Below are 20,059 nucleotides of genomic sequence, written 5' to 3' on the forward strand. Positions count from 1 at the left end.
GGAACAGTTGTTTTCGGTTGGAATCGACGCAATAAAGATGGAATTAAGCTGGGGAAAAAGACGAATACAGGCAGAGTATCGTTGTCGAGAAAACTAGCTTTAGAGGTATAACTATCTTCAGTATCTACGAACTGAATACCATATAGTTCGCACAGTAGCACAATCCAATATTATAGACTATCGGTAAATATGACTTAGAAAAGGAGTATAAAAATAACAAACATTTCCAAGCCCTCTATTATCAGGCAGCTCAACAAGCCCTAAGAACGGTTAGCGAATCTTTCAAGTCGTTTGATGGGTTGATGAAGGCGTTCAGAAAAGAGGGCTTGGAAATGTTTGTTATTTTTATACTCCTTTTCTAAGTCATATTTACCGATAGTCCGCCGACACTTAAACCAGACTTGACGAGTTAATAAATACCACAGTTCATTAAGTTATTCGCTTCGGTGCAAATAAACTCTAGAACGGCGGTTAGCTCTTGAGCTGGATTTAATAGTAATTGCTGACAACCGTACAAGAACATCACCTCCAATTTTATGGTTATATTATATTACTTAAGGGGATTATTGCGGGATAAATCCCGCTGTCTTTACGACTTGCTCGGTTTCATCCCCCGACGCTCAGTACGGGGGAGCCTGCACCATCGCTCATGCTCTAACATATTTAATCTCTTTTCCCAGACGTTCTACCTTTACATTTCTACATGTTCCCAAGATGCTTCTTGCATCGCGTCTCTACTTATGACGGTGACAGCGTTGGAGATAACTTTGAGCGGCGCGATCGCAGGAATCCTCCACGTATTCTTAAAATAAACGTGCAGCTTCGGTAAAAAAACCAAAGTGATAGCACAAAACTGCCTGTTAAAACGTATCTTTTGTTGCAATTTTTGCCTCTGGCAATTCAGGTGAATCGGCAGAAAACATTTCAAATAAAGAGTATCAATCTGCCAAAACCATCTTAGGCGCAAGCACTAACTCACATTCTGATTCAATCACCTGAGTAATACCCAAAAATGTCCCATTTTCGTGATAAACTCGTCGAATATTGCCAGCAGAATCAGTCGAGACATCTTGATCAGTCATATCCTGTTCATCTAAACCGTGATCATGTCCTTGCTCATTACCCTCTCCCTTCTGATCTGTGCCTTCTGCCTTTTGGATAATACGTTGACCCTGACACCAACGACGAGCATCATCTGCTGATAACGTAACCTTCCCTAAATGTTCTAACGCAGCTTCTGGTGGAATGGAATTAAAGGTTCCTGCTTCTACCTGTTGTGCCAATTCCTCTAAGGTTAAACTCTGTTCTAAACTAAATCCACTGCTTTGGGTACGAATCAGAGACGCTAACGTTCCACCAGTCTCAAGCACCTCTCCCAAATCACGAGCAATGGAGCGAATATAGGTTCCCGCACCACAGGCGATCGCAACATCCAATTCCGCCAATTCCCCTGGACGCCAATCTAACACCTCAATCTGATACACTTCAACCTGTCGCGTCGGAATTTCCGCCGTTTTACCCGCCCTCGCTAACTCATATAGCCGTTTCCCCTGAACCTGAACCGCACTGTACATCGGGGGAATTTGCTCAATTTTTCCTTGAAACTGTTGCAGAAACGGCAAAACGGTTTCCAGTGTTAACCCAGATGCAGAAGCCGTCGCCACAATATCTCCCTCTAAATCATCGGTTGTTGTCTTCACTCCCAACCGAATCGTCGCCCGATATGCCTTATCTGAGGTCATATATTGTAACAAACGGGTGGCTCTACCCAGTGCGATCGGCAAAACCCCCGTAGCCGCCGGATCTAAGGTTCCCCCATGTCCCACTCGTTTCAGGCGCAGCAGACGCCGCACTTTCGCCACACAGTCGTGAGACGTGAATCCTGTGGGTTTGTTTAAATTTAAAAATCCTTGCATTCTTCAACACAGATTACACAGATAGCAATGACATTCACAACAAGACTCAATCGTGAACAACACAGATTGTCACAGACAACTAAACAATCTCCCCGACAATCTAATCATCCTTTGCCTATTGAGAACCAACACCTCCGTGAAATCAGTGCGACTAACCTATCCCACCCCACCCCTACCGTTTCTCTAAATCCGTGAAATCCGTGTTCAAAACAAACAGCAACATTCAAACAATACTGGCTGAGTGATTTCCTCCTTTGGGCAATGAAACTTGAAGTGGCACTGAACAATCCAAGGCAATTTTATGTCAGTCACGCAGCTTCTTAGGTTCTATTTGAGGAAATATCAACGTTCTCGATGAATGTTGCTGCTGTTATGGCTTTCGTTGCTATCTTCTGATGAGACAGATATTAGATAAGACAGGTTTTTTATTCCTCCTAATTCTAACGTTTGTAGACTAAGCTGTTTTATCTGTCACCAGAACTTATGTAGCTTTATATTTAATTTAGCACGATTTCTGAGAGAGGCAACCCCTTGATACAGTCTTTTATATTTGTTTAAAAACTACAAAAACCTGAAACATAAGTTTACGGAAGGGGAATTAAAAGCGGTGCTTGTGGTGAGGGCGAGGAGTTCCTCTGTTCATCCGTCTGTTCAGAGAGCTGATTTAGGGTTAAAGACTCGACTAAACTCAAAGGCATGGCGTCTTGGCTTAGGAATTGTGCATAAGCCGCATTGAGGTAAGGCTGGTATTCAGATTGACCCGCAATATAGGCTTTAAAAAAGGCAACACTCAGCGCCTGGGTATAGGCTTGAGCAATTGCTGGATCAGGACCCATCACCTCTGCCGGCAATTCTACCGCCGTTGTCGAGACACCGAGATTAGAGAAGTGAGTGCCTTTATTCTGCAATACTAAATACTTATTTGGCGACTTTAGCCAGGTAAAGGGTTGAATCTGTTCCGGGAGGGCGGGTGCTACGGTATCATTACTCCCGGAAATTAGCATCAGGGGGATTTGAATCTGAGCAAACTCAGATTTACCAAAGATAGCACTGCCCACGGGATTAATCGCGATCGCGGCTTGAATCCGTGGATCACGAAAGTCATAGTCCGCCACGGGTAATTCCAATGTCCGACATTGCAGCAGCAGTGATACATTTAAGGAATCCTCTGACTCCCCACAAACTTGCTGCAATCGCTCAAAATTAAATTCAGCACCCGCTAGCGCCAACAGGGTGTAACCCCCAAAGGATTGACCCAATACACCAACGTTATCCAGATTTAACTGTCTTTGATCGGACTGTTCGAGTTGATCGAGCAAAAAGGTAATATCCAAAGGACGGTTAATGAATTCTGACGGCGGCGTCACCTCACTGGCTAATCCTCGACTCAGCGCTTGTAATTGATTCGCATTACTGCCAGGATGTTCCGGTACCGCTACGGCAAAGCCATAAGACGCTAAGTGCTGCGCTAAATACTCAAACGTCATCCGATCAGAACCGAGTCCATGGGAAATTACAATTAGGGGAGTCAACCCAACCCTTGCCATATCAGCAGAGGGTAAATACAGATCCACTGGAAATCGGCGTCCTCGACTCAGATCACTCAACGTCAGGGTTTGTTTAGAATAGGCAATCGGTCCCGGTTCCGCCAAGTCGGGTAATTCGGAAAAGTTGGGTAGCATTCGGGGAAACTCGGACTCTATCTGAGCTTGAATTTCCGCCATCGCCTCCTGATTCACCCCGGCGATTGCCTGTTGGGTTTGCCGACTCAACCGAGACAGTTCTTCAATAATCTCAAAACTACGGGCAGAGTTAATCCTTATACCATAAGTGGGAAACTCCCGCAGTACATTTAATAACGTTAGCCCCTCCGGTTGAGCCGCCGCTTTGATTAATGCAGCGCGAATGGCATAGAATCCCTCTTGACCGGCTTTGGTTTGAATTACTTCCCCCAACCGTTCCAGAATTGCTTCCCCTTGAGGCGAATAGAGAAACTGTGCGATCGCGACTGGACTCACATCGATAGGTGTGACTAAAACTTGCCGTAACCGTTCTAACTGTTGCGGTTCCACATAACTGGCATAAAACGCCAATTCCGGCTCAATTTTACCCTCGGTGGCGTAAATTTCTAGTGCCGCAATAGACAGAGAAAATTCTAAAGGACCATAGGGAATATAGATTTTTGTCGCTCCCTGAACCGGACTAGACATGATCACAGGCGCAACAGATAATCCCAGATTCACTAAGGTAAGCCCTAATTTGAACAGGGGATTAGTGATTGGGGATTGGGGATTGGGGATTGGCACAGTTATATAATGTCCGTTTAAACTGAGATCTTGCTCCATTCTCAATAGGGCGGTTGAAACCGCAGCTACACAAATGAAACCCGCCGAGGCTTCGGCAAGCTTCGCTCCCCCCGGGTTCCCAAACTCTTATGTTAATCTGCCCAGGCGGACTTGGTTCGGGGAGCCGGAAGATCCTCCAATCATAATTCAAAATTGATATCTCTTGCTATTAAAATCATCCCATTGCCCCCACATCCAAAGCTTGTCGAACTTGCGGCAGCGCTTCATATAGAATAGAGCTGCTTTATCCTGATTATTTTCTCGACAAATTTCTTTAAATATTTTATATCCTTCGGCAAATCTTCGGCTATAAAAAAGATGAATTCCCAACTCGAAGTTACCTCGATGCTTAATTTTTAGATTAACCGTCGTCAGCGGATCACCATCAAAGGCTTCAAAAACAGAGACGGCTTTTTTCCTTCCTTTGACAGGAACTTTCCCTAAAAATCGGTAATTATAGCTTAGGGGATTATCCAGACTCAGCAAAAACTTTTCACTAAAGATAATCGACGCCCCAAAAATCTTCGTCAATCCTTCCAAACGAGATGCCAGATTCACGGCATCAGAAATAACTGTTGCCTCCATCCGTTGTTCTTCACCAATAGTACCTAGCATCAGACTACCACTATGGAGTCCCATGCCAACCGAAATCGGCAGGTTTCCCTTTTTTTCCTGCTTACCGTTATAGATGGCGATCTGTTTTTGCATCTCAATCGCCGCGTCCAATGCTTCTTCAGCTTTTTCCGGAAAGACTGCCATGACGGCATCACCAATGTACTTATCGACAAAACCATTGTGCTGGCGAATAGTGGGGACAACTTTCTTAAAATAATTATTGATGAAATCAAAATTTTCCTGGGGTGACATTTTCTCAGATAGGGTAGTAAATGACCGAATATCTGCAAACATAATTGTCATATCCCTTTGAACGCAATCCCCCAATTTCGCCTCACTGAGGTTGGTATATCCTAAAATCTGTAGCAATTTAGACGGAATGAAGCGGTTGCAGGTTGCATTGATTTGGGTAAGTTTCAGATAAGGATTAATCCGGGCAATCATCTCATTGGGGTCAAGGGGCTTAGTCCAATAATCATTGATGCGGTAGCTCCAGATTTTTTCCCAGTCCGGTGGTTTTTCTTTATCGTCAACGAGAATAATTGGCAATTCATTGGCTGAGAAAAAACGGCGAATGCTTTGAGAAAGGTCATAGCCATTCATTTCGGGCATTACGGCATCCACAATCAGCAAGTCAGGTTTAAAGCCTTTTTCGACTTCTGCCAAGGCTTGTCTACCACTAGATGCTTGTTTTATGACGTAAGATTGAGAAGACAAGATCGAGTCAATCAGGGGCTGCCAATTGACAAGTTTATTGTCTACAATTAAAATTTTAAATGATTGGATTAAGTCTGTGGATGATTTAAATTCGGCTGATATTTTTTGGGGAGGTTTTACTAGAGACAGAGGGTTTTTCACAGACGCAGTCAATTGGGTTTGTTGATTGCCAGAAATGGGGAGCGTCAAAATAAAGCGTGAACCCTGGTTACCGATTGATTCAACTCGGAGTTGACCGCCGTTGAGTTCTACCAAACGTCTGGTTAAGATCAATCCTAAAGCGGTACTGCTATACTGTTGGATTGTGGCACTATAAGCATTTTCCAGTAATTGATCTGCCGGAATGCTGATGCCGATATCCGCCACAGTCAGTTCTAATTGATCAGGGGTGATAGTTGCACAAATGTCGATCGCGCCTTTTTCGGTAAACTTAATCATGTCAATGATTAAGTTATACAAAATTTGCTGCAATTGATTGGCATCAGCATTGAATTGGGGGAAATCAATTGGAATGGAGTTACGTAATTGTAATTGTTTGGGGCGGATCAAGGGTTTACAAAGGTCCAACACCTCTTGAGCGATGGAGCGTAGATCAACTGACTGATAGAGACGTTGAGGAGGATTTGGCTGTAAGGTGAGGGCATCGAAAAGGGTATCGGTAAAGTTGGCAACACGCTTAACCTTTGCCATCAACGCAGAAAGGTTAGGATTGGGCTGTTGTGAAAGAAAATTAAGGTCTTCATCAGATAAATATTCAGCCATGTCCTGGAGGCGATCGCGAAATGTTGGCGTTTGGTTAAATGTCTGGTTGAGAACCTTGGGCTTGTCCCAAAAAGGGGTAGCATCATTATTGGTATTTAGGGCTTGGTTCGTGACGAGTTTAGCCGCGACCATTGAGGGAGTGCGATCGCCTGATCGTTTCAGATTCGGGTTATCCTGAAACGGGAGTAATGCTGGAACTTCACCCAACAAAGGGTTTTCGGCATCATCTTGAACCTTGGCGAACGCCTTAGTCAATCCGAAGGCGATCGGGAGTGCCAAAATTAAACTCAGACTCACCAGGCTCAAAACCAGCCAGAGGAGTTTCTGGGTGGGTAAAAATTCTTCAGTGAGATAGCCAGATGCCAGATAGAAAAAACCGAGATTGGTACTAATGATGGCAACGACACACAGAAGGATGACGGAGCGTTTCATAAGGTTTAGAGTTTGGGATGGTTAAATGCATCGATTTGATCAAGTCAATGCCAACTCACGGCTTCTATTGCTGATCTAGACGTAATATTGGCGATCGGTTCTCAACGCTTCCGAAAAAAACTGATATTTTACATCATCCGCCTCAAAATTCAACTGATCCGATAAAAATCTGCTAAATTTTTAGGACGGTGCTTCTTGCCAAAACCTGGGTAGCCGTAGGAGACTGACATCGGTAAAAATTGGTGCTGGGTTGGATTGCCCCAGCCAACGTGCTTTCTGGCAAGCGCCGATCCACTGAGTCATCGGAGAAGGAACATGACGGCATTAAAAGGACGAGACGTCTTAGGTTTAGCTGACCTGAGTGCGAGTGAAATTCACGAACTGTTGCATCTAGCTACCCAGTTGAAAACCGGGCAGGTTAACCTGCGATGCAATAAGGTGTTAGGGCTTTTGTTTTATAAGGCATCGACCCGAACCCGAGTCAGTTTTTCGGTGGCAATGTACCAACTGGGGGGTCAGGTGATTGACTTGAACCCCAATGTCACCCAGGTGGGTCGGGGAGAACCTGTGGTAGATACAGCCCGGGTCTTGGATCGGTATTTGGACATCCTGGCAATTCGCACCTTTGAGCAAAAAGAATTAGAAACCTTTGCTGAGTATGCTCAGATTCCCATTATTAATGCCCTGACTGACTTAGAACATCCTTGTCAGGTCTTGGCAGACTTGTTGACCATTCAAGAGTGCTTTGGGTCACTTGCGGGTGTAACGGTAGTGTACTTGGGAGATGGTAATAATGTGGCTCACTCACTCATGGTAGGATGCGCCCTCATGGGTATGAATATCAGAGTTGCCACACCATCAGCTTACCAACCGAATAGTTTAATTGTAAATCGAGCTAAACAACTGGCGGTATCGAGTGAAGTGACGATGACGGATGATCCTAAGGCAGCGGTTAAGGGCGCTAATGTGATTTATACCGATGTTTGGGCAAGTATGGGTCAGGAGGCGTCAGCCGATGCGCGAATTCCTGTATTTCTACCGTATCAGGTCAATGAACAACTCTTGAGTCTAGCGGCACAGGATGCGATCGTGTTGCACTGTTTGCCCGCCCACCGAGGCGAAGAGATTACCGCAGAGGTGATGGAAGGTTCGCGATCGCGTATTTGGGATCAAGCCGAAAACCGGATGCACGCTCAGAAAGCTTTACTCGCTAGTCTTTTAGGCGCTGATTGAGCCAGCACAGAGGCTCCAAGGGTGCAGGGGCGCAGGAGGAAATACATTCGTAGGGGATCTCGCATTCGCGCCCATATCTATTAGTTTTTTACCCAAGTTTCGACGCGAATGCGACAGCCCAATCCCCATGAGGGAGCGCAGCGGTAAAGCCTATGTTTAAGTAGGGGCGGGTTTACTTACATCTGGGTGAGGTCAAAACCGTTAATCGTGAAACCCGCCCCTACACAAAACTCATTTAACTGAATCGAGATAGGACATTAGTACTACTAATGGCTTATAGTAAATAGTATTCGTTGAGTTGAATAAATGGGTTTCAATTTAACCCCAACCGGGCAGATTGACTGCCATAAAGACTGGCAAGTCCAATGGTTGAGCCATCTGCACCCGCGCGACCTGTAACGTCAAAACAAGAGTGTAATTTGTAGGATTATGGAACCCCTCACCCAAGCCCAGAAAGAACTCTATGATTGGCTCGTTGATTATATTCAAACAGCCCGACATGCGCCCTCAATCCGGCAAATGATGCGAGCGATGAATCGGCGATCGCCCGCACCGATTCAGAGTCGGCTCGAACATTTACGCAATAAAGGATACATTGACTGGACAGAAGGCAAAGCCCGGACGATTCGGATTCTCAGTAGTACGGTATCGGGAGTACCTGTACTGGGTGCGATCGCGGCGGGGGGTATGGTTGAACCCTTTACCGATGGGATGGATCGGATTGATTTATCCGGTTTATTCACCCAACCGGGTAACTTTGCCCTCCGGGTTACAGGGGACAGCATGATTGAAGCCTTAATTCGAGAAGGGGATTTGGTGATTATGCAACCCGTTCCTGAACCCGAACAACTGAAAAATGGTCAGATTGTCGCCGCTAGAGTGGAAGGATACGGTACAACATTAAAACATTTTTATCGGGAAGAGGATATGATCACCCTGCAACCTGCTAATTCTAATTATCCACCCATAGAAGTAGAAACAGAAAAGGTAGAGGTACAAGGCGTCTTAGTCGGCGTATGGCGTAGTTTTGAGTAGGGGCTTGGTTACCAAGCCCCTACTTATCCACTGGGTAACCAAGCCCCTTATCCACAATTGTCCAATTCGGCTCAACGATGGCTGGGAACCACAGGGGGTAATGCACTCGTTCGGGACACAGGCGCCGCCATTTGTAATACCTTCTCCATCAGCCACGGCGCAATCCGACTACACCACACGGCTAAATGACTTTGCCATCCCACCAGGATTTCCGGTGAATCCTTTTGCAGTCCCGTGACTAGGGCTTTGGCTACCTGCTCAGGTGTCATTGGCATGACCCAGCGAAATAGCTGTAAACCTCGCACCATATCAGTATCCGTGAGAGAGGGGAGCAAGGCAATCACCCGGATATTATAGGGTGCTAGTTCGCCTCGCAAGGCTTGAGTGAAGCCTAAAATCGCAAACTTGGTGGCGGAATACGTCGCCATCGTCGGCGCGGCGACTTTGCCCATTAAACTGGAGACGTTAATAATGATTCCTTGGCGTTGAGCTGCCATCCGTTTGGCAAGTAGACGGGTAATCGTGTATAATCCCATCAAGTTAATGGCAAGCTCCTCCTGCATCTGAGGCAGTTTAGCTCTCAAAAATGGAGTTTGGTGGGCAATCCCTGCACAGTTAACCAAGATGTGAACAGGTCCGTAGGTGCGCCAAGCGCCAGCAATTGCCACATTGACTTCTACCAGTTGGGTTAAATCTAACGCCAAAATAGCAACTTCGACTCCTAAATTTTCAATCTCCGTCGCCACGGCGGCTAAACGTTGGCGATCGCGTGCGACTAAGATTAGGCGCTTAACGCCAACTCTGGCGAGTTCGAGTGCGATCGCACGCCCAATTCCCCGCGATGCTCCGGTAACCAAAGCAGTCTTTCCTTGAATATTCATGGCAAAAACCTCACTGTCGTTGAGTCTCACTCGGCTTTTTCCGATTATTCATGCTCAGGGGTACATAATTCCTCCTAACCGCCTCAGCATGAGATGAGACATAAGTAATCAGAACTTATTTCTGTCGTTGCACTAAAACATTGAAGAGTAGGACATATTTCACCCTTCGCCATTTTTTGAGTGAACTGGCGAGTTATTTGGTGGTGAAACAGTGATCAAATCTTTTAAATTAACGGGTTCTATGAATGAAAAGCTAACCCGTGAGTCGAACATGATCTCCAGTCATGCTGTATCTACAAAGAGTGAATCGTGATCATAGTTCTGCTAATGTTCTCGGTGAATGTGGAAGCGTTAATTGTTGATCGAGTATCCCAGAACTATCCGGTCGGTAATTAGCCAAATCAGCCAACCACCTGACAGCCAAAATAAACGCAGTGTTTATGCAATTAGCCTCCTCTAGACGAGCTTCTACCAGAAACGACTCATTACGCATACATTAGCAATTCTTTCAAGACAATGGCAATATTTTTTAATAAATTTCTTGTAATATTTCCTTACAAAGCCTGAAACTATTTACCTGATTGACTCGTAGCTGTCTTGAGCCTTCACGAGTACAATGAACAATCAACAAGGAACTGAGTTTGGGGGTACTGGGTGTCAATGGTTGGTTGTTTTACCGAGGTGAAGACTTAACTCAATATACATTGACCTTGATTCAAGGTACTCTTTTTCAGCAGCTTGCTAACTCTCCTCATTATCCGGCAACTCTCCAAAACGTTCTCGATAGCGCTCCAACAATGTCGCCATTTCTGTAGTCTGCTGTTCTAACTCCTGATTTGCTGCTTCAAGTTCCAAAGAAGAGAGCAAACGTTCTCCCGTATTCGCATCTTCAATTACCAAACCGCCATTGTGCAAACTCATCAGCACTCCTAAAGTGGAACAGTAAATGCGTCCCTCTTCATCCGGCGTAATCGGTTGATAAAGCCCTTCAACCAATCGGTATCCTAAAACGTCTTCAATCACCTGTCCCCGCATCAGGCGGCGGTCAATTATGACGTACTCATTTACTCGAGTACGGGCATATTCTAAAACCTTTTTTTCCCGGTCTTCTTTGCGGTAGCGAGGGGAAACGACTTCTAAAATGAAGCTAGGACGTACTCCTTCATCAGCAACAATGAACTTGGAGCGATTTTCGCCTTTATTCCGAATACCAAAGGCGACAAACGTATCTGGACAGTGATCCCCTTGTCCAGGACTATCCCATTCAATTAACAAGTCGCGGAATACTCCAGTGGTGGAGTCATTAGCATAACGGCGGGTCAAGATATCTTTCGCCTGACCTGCTATATCATCGTGAAAGGTACTATTTGGCAAATGATAACCCTCCTGGGGATGGAGAAACTCTTCAGGAGTAAGCGGCACTTTGGTTTGGGTGATTGTACCGTCAGGTTGATTAACGGTGACTACACGCCAGCCGGATTCAGCTAAATCGGTAGCGCGATCGGTTTGTTGGGTTTCAGAGGGTGAAGGAGAGCTGACCATGACGAAGCTTCCTTTTAATCAGTAGTTTTCAGTATAGATGATGATATTTAGTGTAGGGGCAAGTCGCTGAACTATCATTACGGGGAAAGCCTTTAATTTGACCGACTCGCCCTACTATCGTTAAGGCTAAACCATCGATTAAACTGGCAAAGAACCCCCTTTTGTTCTATCGCACTCTCGCTATGAGCCAAAGTTTCCCCCTGTCTAAACTCTCCCGCACCTTGTCTTGGGTGTTACTGAGTGCGATCGCGATCGCAGTACTGTTAAGACTCCTTAACTTAAGTAGCCGAGAATTTTGGTACGACGAGGTGTTGTCTCTGCTGCTGTCTACGGGTCAAAAAGGGTACTATTCTACACCTAAGGAATTGCCTGTTACCTTAGCTGACTATACCCCGTTACTGAGTTTACCTGTAGAAAACGGCATTGGTGCTATCCCAGCTACTCTGAAAAAATTACTCCAAGGATTAGCGGCTGAACCCCATCCCCCTCTATTTTTTCTGGGTCAACATCTGTGGTTGCGACTGTTCGGTAATGGGGTAGCGGCTACGCGCAGCTTGGGCGTTTTATTAAGTATCGGTGCAATCGGTAGCGCCTACGGTTTCGGTCGTCGTGTGTTGGGTCATCACGGGGGCTTGTTATTGGCGGCTCTTTTAGGCACTAATGCATATTATCTCTTTCACTCGCTCAATGTCCGCATGTATGGTCCACTGTTGCTATGGGTGATTCTCAGTGCTTGGGCGGCGCTGGAATTAATTGATCCCCAAAAGCAGAGGTTTCCAGACAAGAGACACAAAGAAGGTCAGCATTCGAGTCTCTACATTCAACTCTTATGGAATCTGGTCTTCATCGGCTCAATCACCGCCGGGTTCCTCACCTTTTATTACTTTGCCTTTTTTATCGTCGCTCTGGCTATCTTAGTCTTATGGTTAGATCGGCAACATTGGTGGCAACATGGACTACGGTTTATGGCGGGGATCATATTAACGATTCCTTGGGTATTATGGGGAACCCGACAACAGCTACGAAATGCTGATTTAGAACGGTTTGGCGGGACTCAAACCTGGATGGAAACGGTGGGGAGACATCTAGAAGGAGTCACCCAAACCCTCGGAATTCATTTAGTGTTGGGGGATTGGGTGACAAGTTTACCCCTTGTCAGTGCTACTATCGCTGGGGTAGGCGCGATCGCACTCTTGATTTTCTGTAGTATTCGTCTGTGGCGTCAGCATCACTACAGGGTTTTGGGTGTGGCGTTGCTATTGGGGATTTTTCCGCTTTTATTAGCATTAATAGTAGATATTGTCAAGGGTCAGTTTACCGTTGGTTTTGGCTGGGGGCGATCAATGATATTTATTTTACCCGGATGCCTGCTCTTAATCGCCGCTTGGATTGAGCGGACAATGGGAAAATGGCGACCCCTCGCCGCCGCTTTAGTGTTAGGGTTCTATCTGGTGATCAGTATCGGGGATTTCACATTACGCGATCGCAGAATGTTCCATCAAATCGCCGACATCATCGAGCAAGAACCCACCACTCCCACCTTAATCGCCATCAACTCTCAGGCTTGGGGTCACGTCCTCCGTTTGGCATATTATATTCCCCCAGATTTGCCCGTAACCTTACTGGCGCAACCCCCCGCAAAACTGGCTCCGGTGTTAGAGAAAACCTTGAATAATCAAACGGGCAACTTTTCTCGTGTACTCTGGTTAGATAGCGGCGATCCGATATGGTCAAAACCCAAAACAGAAGCAGAAAAACTCAAGTTTCAACAAAACATCCAAACCACTTTAAAATCCCAATACCAATTGATAGAAACACAGCCACTGGTGGGAACCATGGAAGAAGACCAATTTACCCTTCACCTCTATCAAAGTTCTGAATAGTGAATGATGAATTCTCAAATCAGTCCTCTATCCGATCAAGCCGCTTGAGTCAAAATTGAACAACAGCCCATGAGTATCAATCCCGCGAATTCCCTGCTACCTGTTCCGTCCGGTTCGTTTGTAGTTCCGGATGTAACCAATGTCTTATCCACAACAGAAGAACGTCCTCTGCGATTTTCTCTAATTATTCCCACTTACAAAGAAGCGAAGAATATTCCCCAGATTGTTGAACAATTAAGCCGATTACTCGATTCACAACTGGCGGGGGATTATGAACTAATTGTCGTGGATGACAATAGTCCGGACGACACCTGGAAAGTGGCGCAGGAACTCACGGCGGATTATCCTCAGTTACAAGTCATGCGGCGGATTGATGAACGGGGACTTTCTACCGCCGTGATCCGAGGATGGCAAGTTGCGCGGGGAGAGGTTTTGGGTGTGATTGATGCTGATCTCCAGCATCCCCCAGAACTGTTATTGCAGCTATGGAGTGAGATCCAACGGGGAGCAGATTTAGCCGTTGCTAGTCGCCACGTTGAAGGCGGTGGCGTCAGTGATTGGAGTATTATCCGCCGATTTTTATCTCGTGGCGCTCAGACGATTGGCTTAATCCTCTTACCAGGAGTCATCGGTCGTGTTTCTGACCCCATGAGTGGTTATTTTATGGTGCGCCGTCAATGTTTAGTCGGTCGCCCTCTGAGTCCTCTAGGGTACAAAATTTTAATTGAAGTCTTGGGTCGAGGAAGAGTCCCTTGGATTGGGGAAGTGGGTTATGTCTTTCAAGAGCGTCAAGCGGGTGAAAGTAAGGTAACATGGAAACAGTATTTAGAGTATTTACAACACTTACTGCGCTTACGTTTATCTCTAGGACCCATTGGTCGATTCCTGCGCTTTGGTTTGGTCGGCTTCAGTGGAGTGTTTGTGGATATGGCGATCTTTTATCTGCTGCGAGAGCAGGTAGAATTGGGACTAACGACCAGTGCTGTTCTGTCAGCTGAAGTCGCGATTTTCAACAATTTCTTGTGGAATGATTTATGGACGTTTGGCGATATTTCTCGACATCAACGGGGATGGCGCAAGCGGTTTAAACGATTTTTGAAGTTCAATGTGATCTGTTTAGCTGGACTCTTTCTCAATGTTTTGCTGGTGAATTTGTTGTTTAATGTTTTTGGTATTAATGAATATGTTGCCAAATTAATCGCGATCGCGGCGGTCACGGTATTGAATTTCTGGCTCAATTTCAAGCTGAGTTGGCGCGTAACCGATGTGCGACGGTAATTGACTACCGATTTGACCTCTCCTTAAAATTATCGGACTTGGTCGGGGCGGGTTTAGGTCAGTTAGTGGTTTGAACCGCAATGTTATTGGTAAAACCCGCCCCTACACATTCAAAAAAATGAAAAATGACAAATGACTAACTACGCTTGCTGCCACATTTGCTGAATTTTAGGCGGTAAAAAGCTAGCAATTTCTTTGATTCGTTCCTGAGACAACTCGTCTTTTGTTGCGGAAAAGATAGCTGTGACCACGGTTTCTGGGCTGACCCCTTTGGGCAAGCTCGCTTCTTGACGGATGCGAAACAAGAAGGTATCAGCATCAAAATTGAGAGGGGGACGAATTCGACTCAGAAAGCTGACAACTGGATTGGTGTCTTTCCAAAGATCGGCAATTTCTTGTTGCTGTTCTTCGGCTGGAGTCGGTACAGGGTCATCGTTTTGACGCAGTTCTGATTCCACTCGATCTGAAGCGTCTGTGTTCATTAAGTCGCGCATGGTGCGGAACACTACCTCAGTAACATCGCGGGCGTCGTAGATGTCTTCTAAGTGACCCTGCTTTTGGACTTTTTCTAAGAATTCTGTATTGTTGGGCATCCTATTCTCCTTGTGTTTCAGGTTACGGTTGGGGACGATTTAATGTCCTAGTTTCCCAGTTTTATTTGAATGTGCCGATAAATCTGAAAAACAGTTTTTGTGAATTTCACCTTATTTTGAGTATTTTTCAGTTTCTGGTTTAACACTTTACCCTAAGATAGCAGCGTTAGGGCTGACATCTACCTCAAGAGGCATATTTCATCGTCAGGGAAAGGGGAACAGGGGAACAATTTCACGGGGGTTTGGTAACCAAACTCCTACTTGGCGATAATTTTGGCAATTTGCCCAATGACTAAGGGAACTAAACTCATTCCCAGGATGAGTAACCAACCCTGAAGACTAGGGGCATGAGTTTGCAGGATATCGGAGAGGAAGGGTAGATAAATAGCAGCGGCGAGGAATCCAGTACAAAGGATAAGGGAGCCCCAGACGTATTTATTGCGGGTGACTTCGTTAACCAATACACCTGCTCCGGGATCGCGCATATTGAAGACATGCCACAACCGGGAAAAGGCGATAGTCATAAAGGAAATAGTAACAGCTTGATTTTTGTCCAGTCCTAACCAGTTGAATGCCAGGTAAAAGGAACCCAGAACAGGCGCGGCGATGATTAGCCCATATCCCGCGATCGCAAACCAGTGACGTCTAGTTATAATCGACTCCTTGGGGTCACGAGGGGGTTGTTCCATGAGAGTGGGAGATCCTTCACCCACACCAAGGGCGAGGGCGGGGAAGACATCATTAATGATATTCAGATATAAGATTTGCAGGGGCAAGATAGGTAAGGGTGCATTGACTAACGAGGTGGCGGTGACTGCCATAATTTGACCGACATTTCCTGATAGCAGATAAACCGTGAACTTACGAATATTATTAAAAATCGCTCTCCCCTGTTCCACCGCCGCGACAATGGAGGAAAAGGCGTCATCCTGAAGCACCATATCCGCCGCCTCTTTTGCCACCTGAGTACCTCGTTGTCCCATGGCGACACCAATATCCGCTTTTTGTAGGGCGGGGGCGTCATTGACCCCATCCCCCGTCATTGCCACAATTGCTCCGGTGTCTTGATGCAAGGCAATCAGGTTCAATTTTTGTTCGGGAGATACCCGGGCAAAAATCGGAGTTTTGACTAAGCGTTTACGTTCCTCAGAAGAGGATTCTTTGGGGCTTTTTAAGTCTTTCCCCTGCACCACATCCGCTTGTTCATCATCGGTTAAGCCCACAGCGAAACCAATATTTCGGGCGGTTACGGGTTGATCCCCTGTCACCATAATTACCCGAATTCCCGCGTTTTGACATTCATCAATTGCCGCCCGTACATCTTGGCGGGGGGGATCAAGTAAGCCAACGACGCCTAAAAAGGTTAGGTCTTCGTAGGGTTGAGCATCTTCACTATCCACCGTTTTTTGTGCCAATGCCAGAATCCGTAACCCTTGCGCGGCGAGGTCATTGTTGCGTTGCTTCCAGGCGTCGCGATCGCGGAGTTCTTTTTCTCCTTCTGGGGTTAAAATTTGGGTACACACCTCTAAGACGGCTTCCGGTGCGCCTTTGACGGCAAAGCGATAATTACCATTGCTTTTGTGCAGGGTTGCCATCATTTTAGTGTCAGGATCAAATGCCTCTTCCCGCACTTCCGGCATATCTTCTAATAATTCTTCACGCTTAAGATCAGCTTTTGCCCCAGCAATTAACAGAGCAACTTCCATTGGATCACCGACAACTCGGCTTTCATTGGAGTCTTCCGGTTGCAATGCCGCATTATTACATAAGACGCCAACTTCTAAGGCGAAGCGGAGAATGTCATGCTCTAAGGGTTTGAGGGTTTTATTGTCTTGGGTGAACTTCCCTTCCGGTTCTAATCCCTCGCCACTAATTTCAACATCACCGGAGTCGAGTACGATATGACTCACCGTCATCCGGTTTTCGGTTAAGGTTCCGGTTTTATCGGTACAAATAACGCTAGTCGCCCCTAGGGTTTCCACCGCCGCCAGTTTATTAATTAAGGCATTACGCTTTGCCATGCGCCACATTCCTCGCGCCAAAGCAATCGTGGCGACAATCGGCAATCCTTCAGGAATCGCGGCGACAGCTAGGGCGACGGAGGTTTCCACCATCAGGCGAATATCTTTGCCCACGATAATGCCTGAAATGGCAATCAGGACGACAATAACTAGAGTGACCCAAATCAAACGACGTCCCAGTTGATTCAGCCGTTTTTCTAGGGGGGTGCGTTCCTCTGTTCCCGCTTCTTGGGCTAACTCAGAAATGTGACCCAACTCCGTCTGCATTCCTGTTGCCACAACCACCCCTTCCCCAGAACCACGAGTTAGGGCGGTGCCTTTGAAGAGTATATTAGTGCGATCAGCAAGTTCCACATCCCCTTCTATGGGTTCTGTGGTTTTGCTGACAGGAACAGATTCACCCGTGAGGGAGGACTCATTTACTTGCATTTGGGAGGAGTCTGTCAGGCGCAGATCAGCCGGAATCAGATCTCCACTTTCTAGGAGTACCATGTCTCCGGGCACCAAGTTTTCCGCGTCAATCTCCTGCATCTGTCCTTGGCGGCGCACTTTGGCTTTGCTGCTACTCAGACTTTGCAAGGCTTCCATGGAACGCACGGCTTGGTATTCCATGAAAAAGCCAATGGCGGCGTTAATTAAGATGGCAAAAACAATAGCAATTCCCTCAATCCACTGAGCAAAGGCAAAGGATAAAATTGCCGCAATGGCGAGAATCCCAATCACCAGACTTTTGAACTGTTCGATCAGGATTTGTAATGGTCCGCGACGCTGAGCTTCTTTGAGACGGTTAGCGCCATATTGTTCACGTCGCTGCTGCACCTCGGCGTCAGAGAGTCCGTCATCGGCAGAAACATCTAGTTTCTTAAATAGCTCTGCTGATGAAATTGTCCACGGTTTGTTGGGAAGATCCGCCATAATTTGTTTGATTGTGGTTAACCTTGTAACTCAGATTGGGTAAAGTTTGTGGGTATGGTGATTTGATATAGGGTAGGCAAGGCTAATCAGCCATAAACATAAATAATAGAGTTGTATCGCCCTTGTCCAATTTGGGGATTGAGCCAAGGGGTGTCAGATATCAGCGCGATCGCACTAAAGGATTACTCTATTAGGGTTATATACTGGAGAGTTATACGAAAGAATCCTCCTTTTGAAGGAAGATTAGGACTATAATTAGGAGCTTGGCTTTCCTGGGAAACCCATACCCATTAGGGACGAAGGATTTAGCCACGAATCAAGATGACTCAACAATACGATGTATATGGTCTCGGTAATGCCCTATTGGACATTGAATTAGAAGTTTCCCCAGAGTTACTCCAGGAACTGGACATTGATAAAGGGGTGATGACTTTAATTGAAGAAGATCATCAGTACAAGATCCTGAAACGCTTGGAGGGTAAGTCAATGAAGCGCGGCGGTGGGGGATCGGCGGCAAATACAATGATTGCTCTGAGCCAATTTGGGGGTAAAGCCTTCTATTCTTGTAAAGTCGCCAATGATGAAGACGGACAGGTTTACCTGGAGGAGCTACTCCGCTTTAAGGTTGACACAAACCTACAATACCATGCCCCTGAAGCTGGAATTACGGGTAAATGCTTGGTGTTTGTGACACCGGATGCCGATCGCACCATGAATACGTTCCTGGGAATTTCTGCAAGCTTTTCAGAAACGGAATTAGTCCCTGACGCGATCGCACAGTCCAAATATACCTATATTGAAGGGTATTTGGTGACCGGTGCTGCCAGTAAAGCGGCGGCGATTCAAGCCAGAGATATTGCCAAAGCAGCGGGTCAAAAAATCGCCCTATCCCTGTCTGATCTCAATATGGTGAAGTTCTTTAAAGATGGATTGCTCGAAATCATCGGTTCAGGCGTGGATTTCCTCTTTGCTAATGAAAGTGAAGCCCTAAAAATGGCGGACACTGAGGATCTTATGGTTGCTGTTGATTACTTCAAAGGGTTAACTAAGGGGTTTGCGATTACCCGTGGAGCGAAAGGATCGGTAATCTTTGATGGACAAGAGATAATCGAGATTGAGCCAGTACCTGTTAAAGCAGTTGACACCGTTGGCGCAGGAGATATGTATGCTGGTGCGGTTCTTTACGGACTGACTCATGGTATGAGTTATGTTAAAGCCGGTCAGTTAGGTTCCAAAGCAGCGGCAAAGTTAGTCACTAATTTTGGTCCGCGCATGGACACAAAAGACACTCGTTCTCTATTGGATAGCTAATTCTACGGCAGAAAGCTGAATAGGAAGAGCAGGGGGAGCAGGGGAAACGATGTAGAGACGTAGCATGCTACGTCTGGAAGCTGGGGAAGATGAGGGAGATTATGTAGGGGCGGGTTTCACTACTATCTTTTTGGTTACACCCAGATGTAACTAAACCCGCCCCTACTGTACGTAGCTTGCTTCTCAAGGGTAGCGAGTATGACAAATGACAAATAACCAACGACGAATGACGAATGACAATCGCTACCGTTAACTTTTATTGTGTCCACCTACTTATCTGCCTGCCTCATTAAATTACATTAGGAGAATTCTTATGGTTCAATCGAATACAAACCCATTCAATGAACAAGAGCAATCAACTGCCCCCATACCCCCTGACGAAGCAGGTAACTATTCCTATTGCTCACTCCCTGAAGTTGCCCCGCGTGACTTGTCAGGGATTTTGACACTCCCCGCCCTATAAGTGCGGGGATTCTTAGTTCCGCGACACACCTTACAATTATCTATCCTTGCGGCAATACTTAAACCAAACACCCGTAGAAAACTACCAAGTATTGAGCCTAATTTAGATAACTCCAGA

Annotated in this window: 14 protein-coding genes and 1 pseudogene; 7 read left to right on the plus strand and 8 right to left on the minus strand. The window is 46.1% G+C overall.

The window, feature by feature from the left end:
• Positions 1-179: 179 nt before the first annotated feature.
• Positions 180-320 (plus strand): annotated as a pseudogene (locus RIM23_RS04170) (RNA-guided endonuclease TnpB family protein); the annotation flags it as partial.
• 618 nt (positions 321-938) lie between these two features.
• Here RIM23_RS04170 and truB read toward each other — a convergent pair.
• From truB to RIM23_RS04190, 4 genes are all read right to left on the minus strand, one after another.
• Positions 939-1,916, minus strand: a complete 978-nt coding sequence (gene truB / locus RIM23_RS04175) for a tRNA pseudouridine(55) synthase TruB (protein ID WP_446364716.1) — start codon at positions 1,914-1,916, stop codon at positions 939-941.
• 584 nt (positions 1,917-2,500) lie between these two features.
• Positions 2,501-4,261 (minus strand): alpha/beta hydrolase, encoded by a 1,761-nt coding sequence (locus tag RIM23_RS04180; RefSeq protein WP_446364718.1) that lies wholly within the window; start codon positions 4,259-4,261, stop codon positions 2,501-2,503.
• A 147-nt stretch (positions 4,262-4,408) separates the two neighbouring features.
• Complete coding sequence (locus tag RIM23_RS04185; RefSeq protein ID WP_446364720.1) at positions 4,409-6,787, minus strand: adenylate/guanylate cyclase domain-containing protein; 2,379 nt, start codon at positions 6,785-6,787, stop codon at positions 4,409-4,411.
• 180 nt (positions 6,788-6,967) lie between these two features.
• Positions 6,968-7,090 (minus strand): hypothetical protein, encoded by a 123-nt coding sequence (locus RIM23_RS04190; protein WP_446334573.1) that lies wholly within the window; start codon positions 7,088-7,090, stop codon positions 6,968-6,970.
• A gap of 12 nt (positions 7,091-7,102) precedes the next feature.
• Here RIM23_RS04190 and argF point away from each other — a divergent pair, with 12 nt between their 5' ends.
• Positions 7,103-8,020, plus strand: coding sequence for an ornithine carbamoyltransferase (gene argF / locus RIM23_RS04195; RefSeq protein ID WP_446364722.1), 918 nt, complete (start codon positions 7,103-7,105; stop codon positions 8,018-8,020).
• 429 nt (positions 8,021-8,449) lie between these two features.
• On the plus strand, positions 8,450-9,055 hold the full coding sequence (lexA, locus tag RIM23_RS04200) for a transcriptional repressor LexA (protein ID WP_446364724.1): 606 nt from the start codon (positions 8,450-8,452) through the stop codon (positions 9,053-9,055).
• Between the two features lie 71 nt (positions 9,056-9,126).
• On the opposite strand, the gene RIM23_RS04205 is transcribed toward lexA, so the two are convergent.
• On the minus strand, positions 9,127-9,936 hold the full coding sequence (locus tag RIM23_RS04205; RefSeq protein WP_446364736.1) for an SDR family NAD(P)-dependent oxidoreductase: 810 nt from the start codon (positions 9,934-9,936) through the stop codon (positions 9,127-9,129).
• A 741-nt stretch (positions 9,937-10,677) separates the two neighbouring features.
• Positions 10,678-11,478 carry a Uma2 family endonuclease gene (locus tag RIM23_RS04210; RefSeq protein WP_446344615.1) on the minus strand — a complete coding sequence of 267 codons (801 nt, stop codon included), beginning with the start codon at positions 11,476-11,478 and terminating at the stop codon, positions 10,678-10,680.
• A 182-nt stretch (positions 11,479-11,660) separates the two neighbouring features.
• Between RIM23_RS04210 and RIM23_RS04215 the strand changes: the two genes are divergently transcribed.
• Both RIM23_RS04215 and RIM23_RS04220 read left to right on the plus strand, forming a co-directional pair.
• Positions 11,661-13,361 carry a glycosyltransferase family 39 protein gene (locus RIM23_RS04215; protein ID WP_446364726.1) on the plus strand — a complete coding sequence of 567 codons (1,701 nt, stop codon included), beginning with the start codon at positions 11,661-11,663 and terminating at the stop codon, positions 13,359-13,361.
• Between the two features lie 69 nt (positions 13,362-13,430).
• Complete coding sequence (locus RIM23_RS04220; protein ID WP_446364728.1) at positions 13,431-14,639, plus strand: glycosyltransferase; 1,209 nt, start codon at positions 13,431-13,433, stop codon at positions 14,637-14,639.
• 140 nt (positions 14,640-14,779) lie between these two features.
• On the opposite strand, the gene RIM23_RS04225 is transcribed toward RIM23_RS04220, so the two are convergent.
• Both RIM23_RS04225 and RIM23_RS04230 read right to left on the minus strand, forming a co-directional pair.
• On the minus strand, positions 14,780-15,232 hold the full coding sequence (locus tag RIM23_RS04225) for a DUF2267 domain-containing protein (protein WP_446359969.1): 453 nt from the start codon (positions 15,230-15,232) through the stop codon (positions 14,780-14,782).
• Between the two features lie 257 nt (positions 15,233-15,489).
• The gene (locus tag RIM23_RS04230; RefSeq protein ID WP_446364730.1) at positions 15,490-18,168 is read right to left on the minus strand and encodes a cation-translocating P-type ATPase; all 2,679 of its coding nucleotides are present in this window, start codon (positions 18,166-18,168) and stop codon (positions 15,490-15,492) included.
• 321 nt (positions 18,169-18,489) lie between these two features.
• Here RIM23_RS04230 and RIM23_RS04235 point away from each other — a divergent pair, with 321 nt between their 5' ends.
• Complete coding sequence (locus RIM23_RS04235; RefSeq protein WP_446364732.1) at positions 18,490-19,479, plus strand: adenosine kinase; 990 nt, start codon at positions 18,490-18,492, stop codon at positions 19,477-19,479.
• A 313-nt stretch (positions 19,480-19,792) separates the two neighbouring features.
• Positions 19,793-19,942 carry a hypothetical protein gene (locus tag RIM23_RS04240; RefSeq protein WP_446364734.1) on the plus strand — a complete coding sequence of 50 codons (150 nt, stop codon included), beginning with the start codon at positions 19,793-19,795 and terminating at the stop codon, positions 19,940-19,942.
• Positions 19,943-20,059 lie beyond the last annotated feature (117 nt).

The sequence above is a fragment of the Coleofasciculus sp. G3-WIS-01 genome, from assembly GCF_040223135.1.
In the GTDB taxonomy this organism is placed as follows: domain Bacteria; phylum Cyanobacteriota; class Cyanobacteriia; order Cyanobacteriales; family Coleofasciculaceae; genus Coleofasciculus.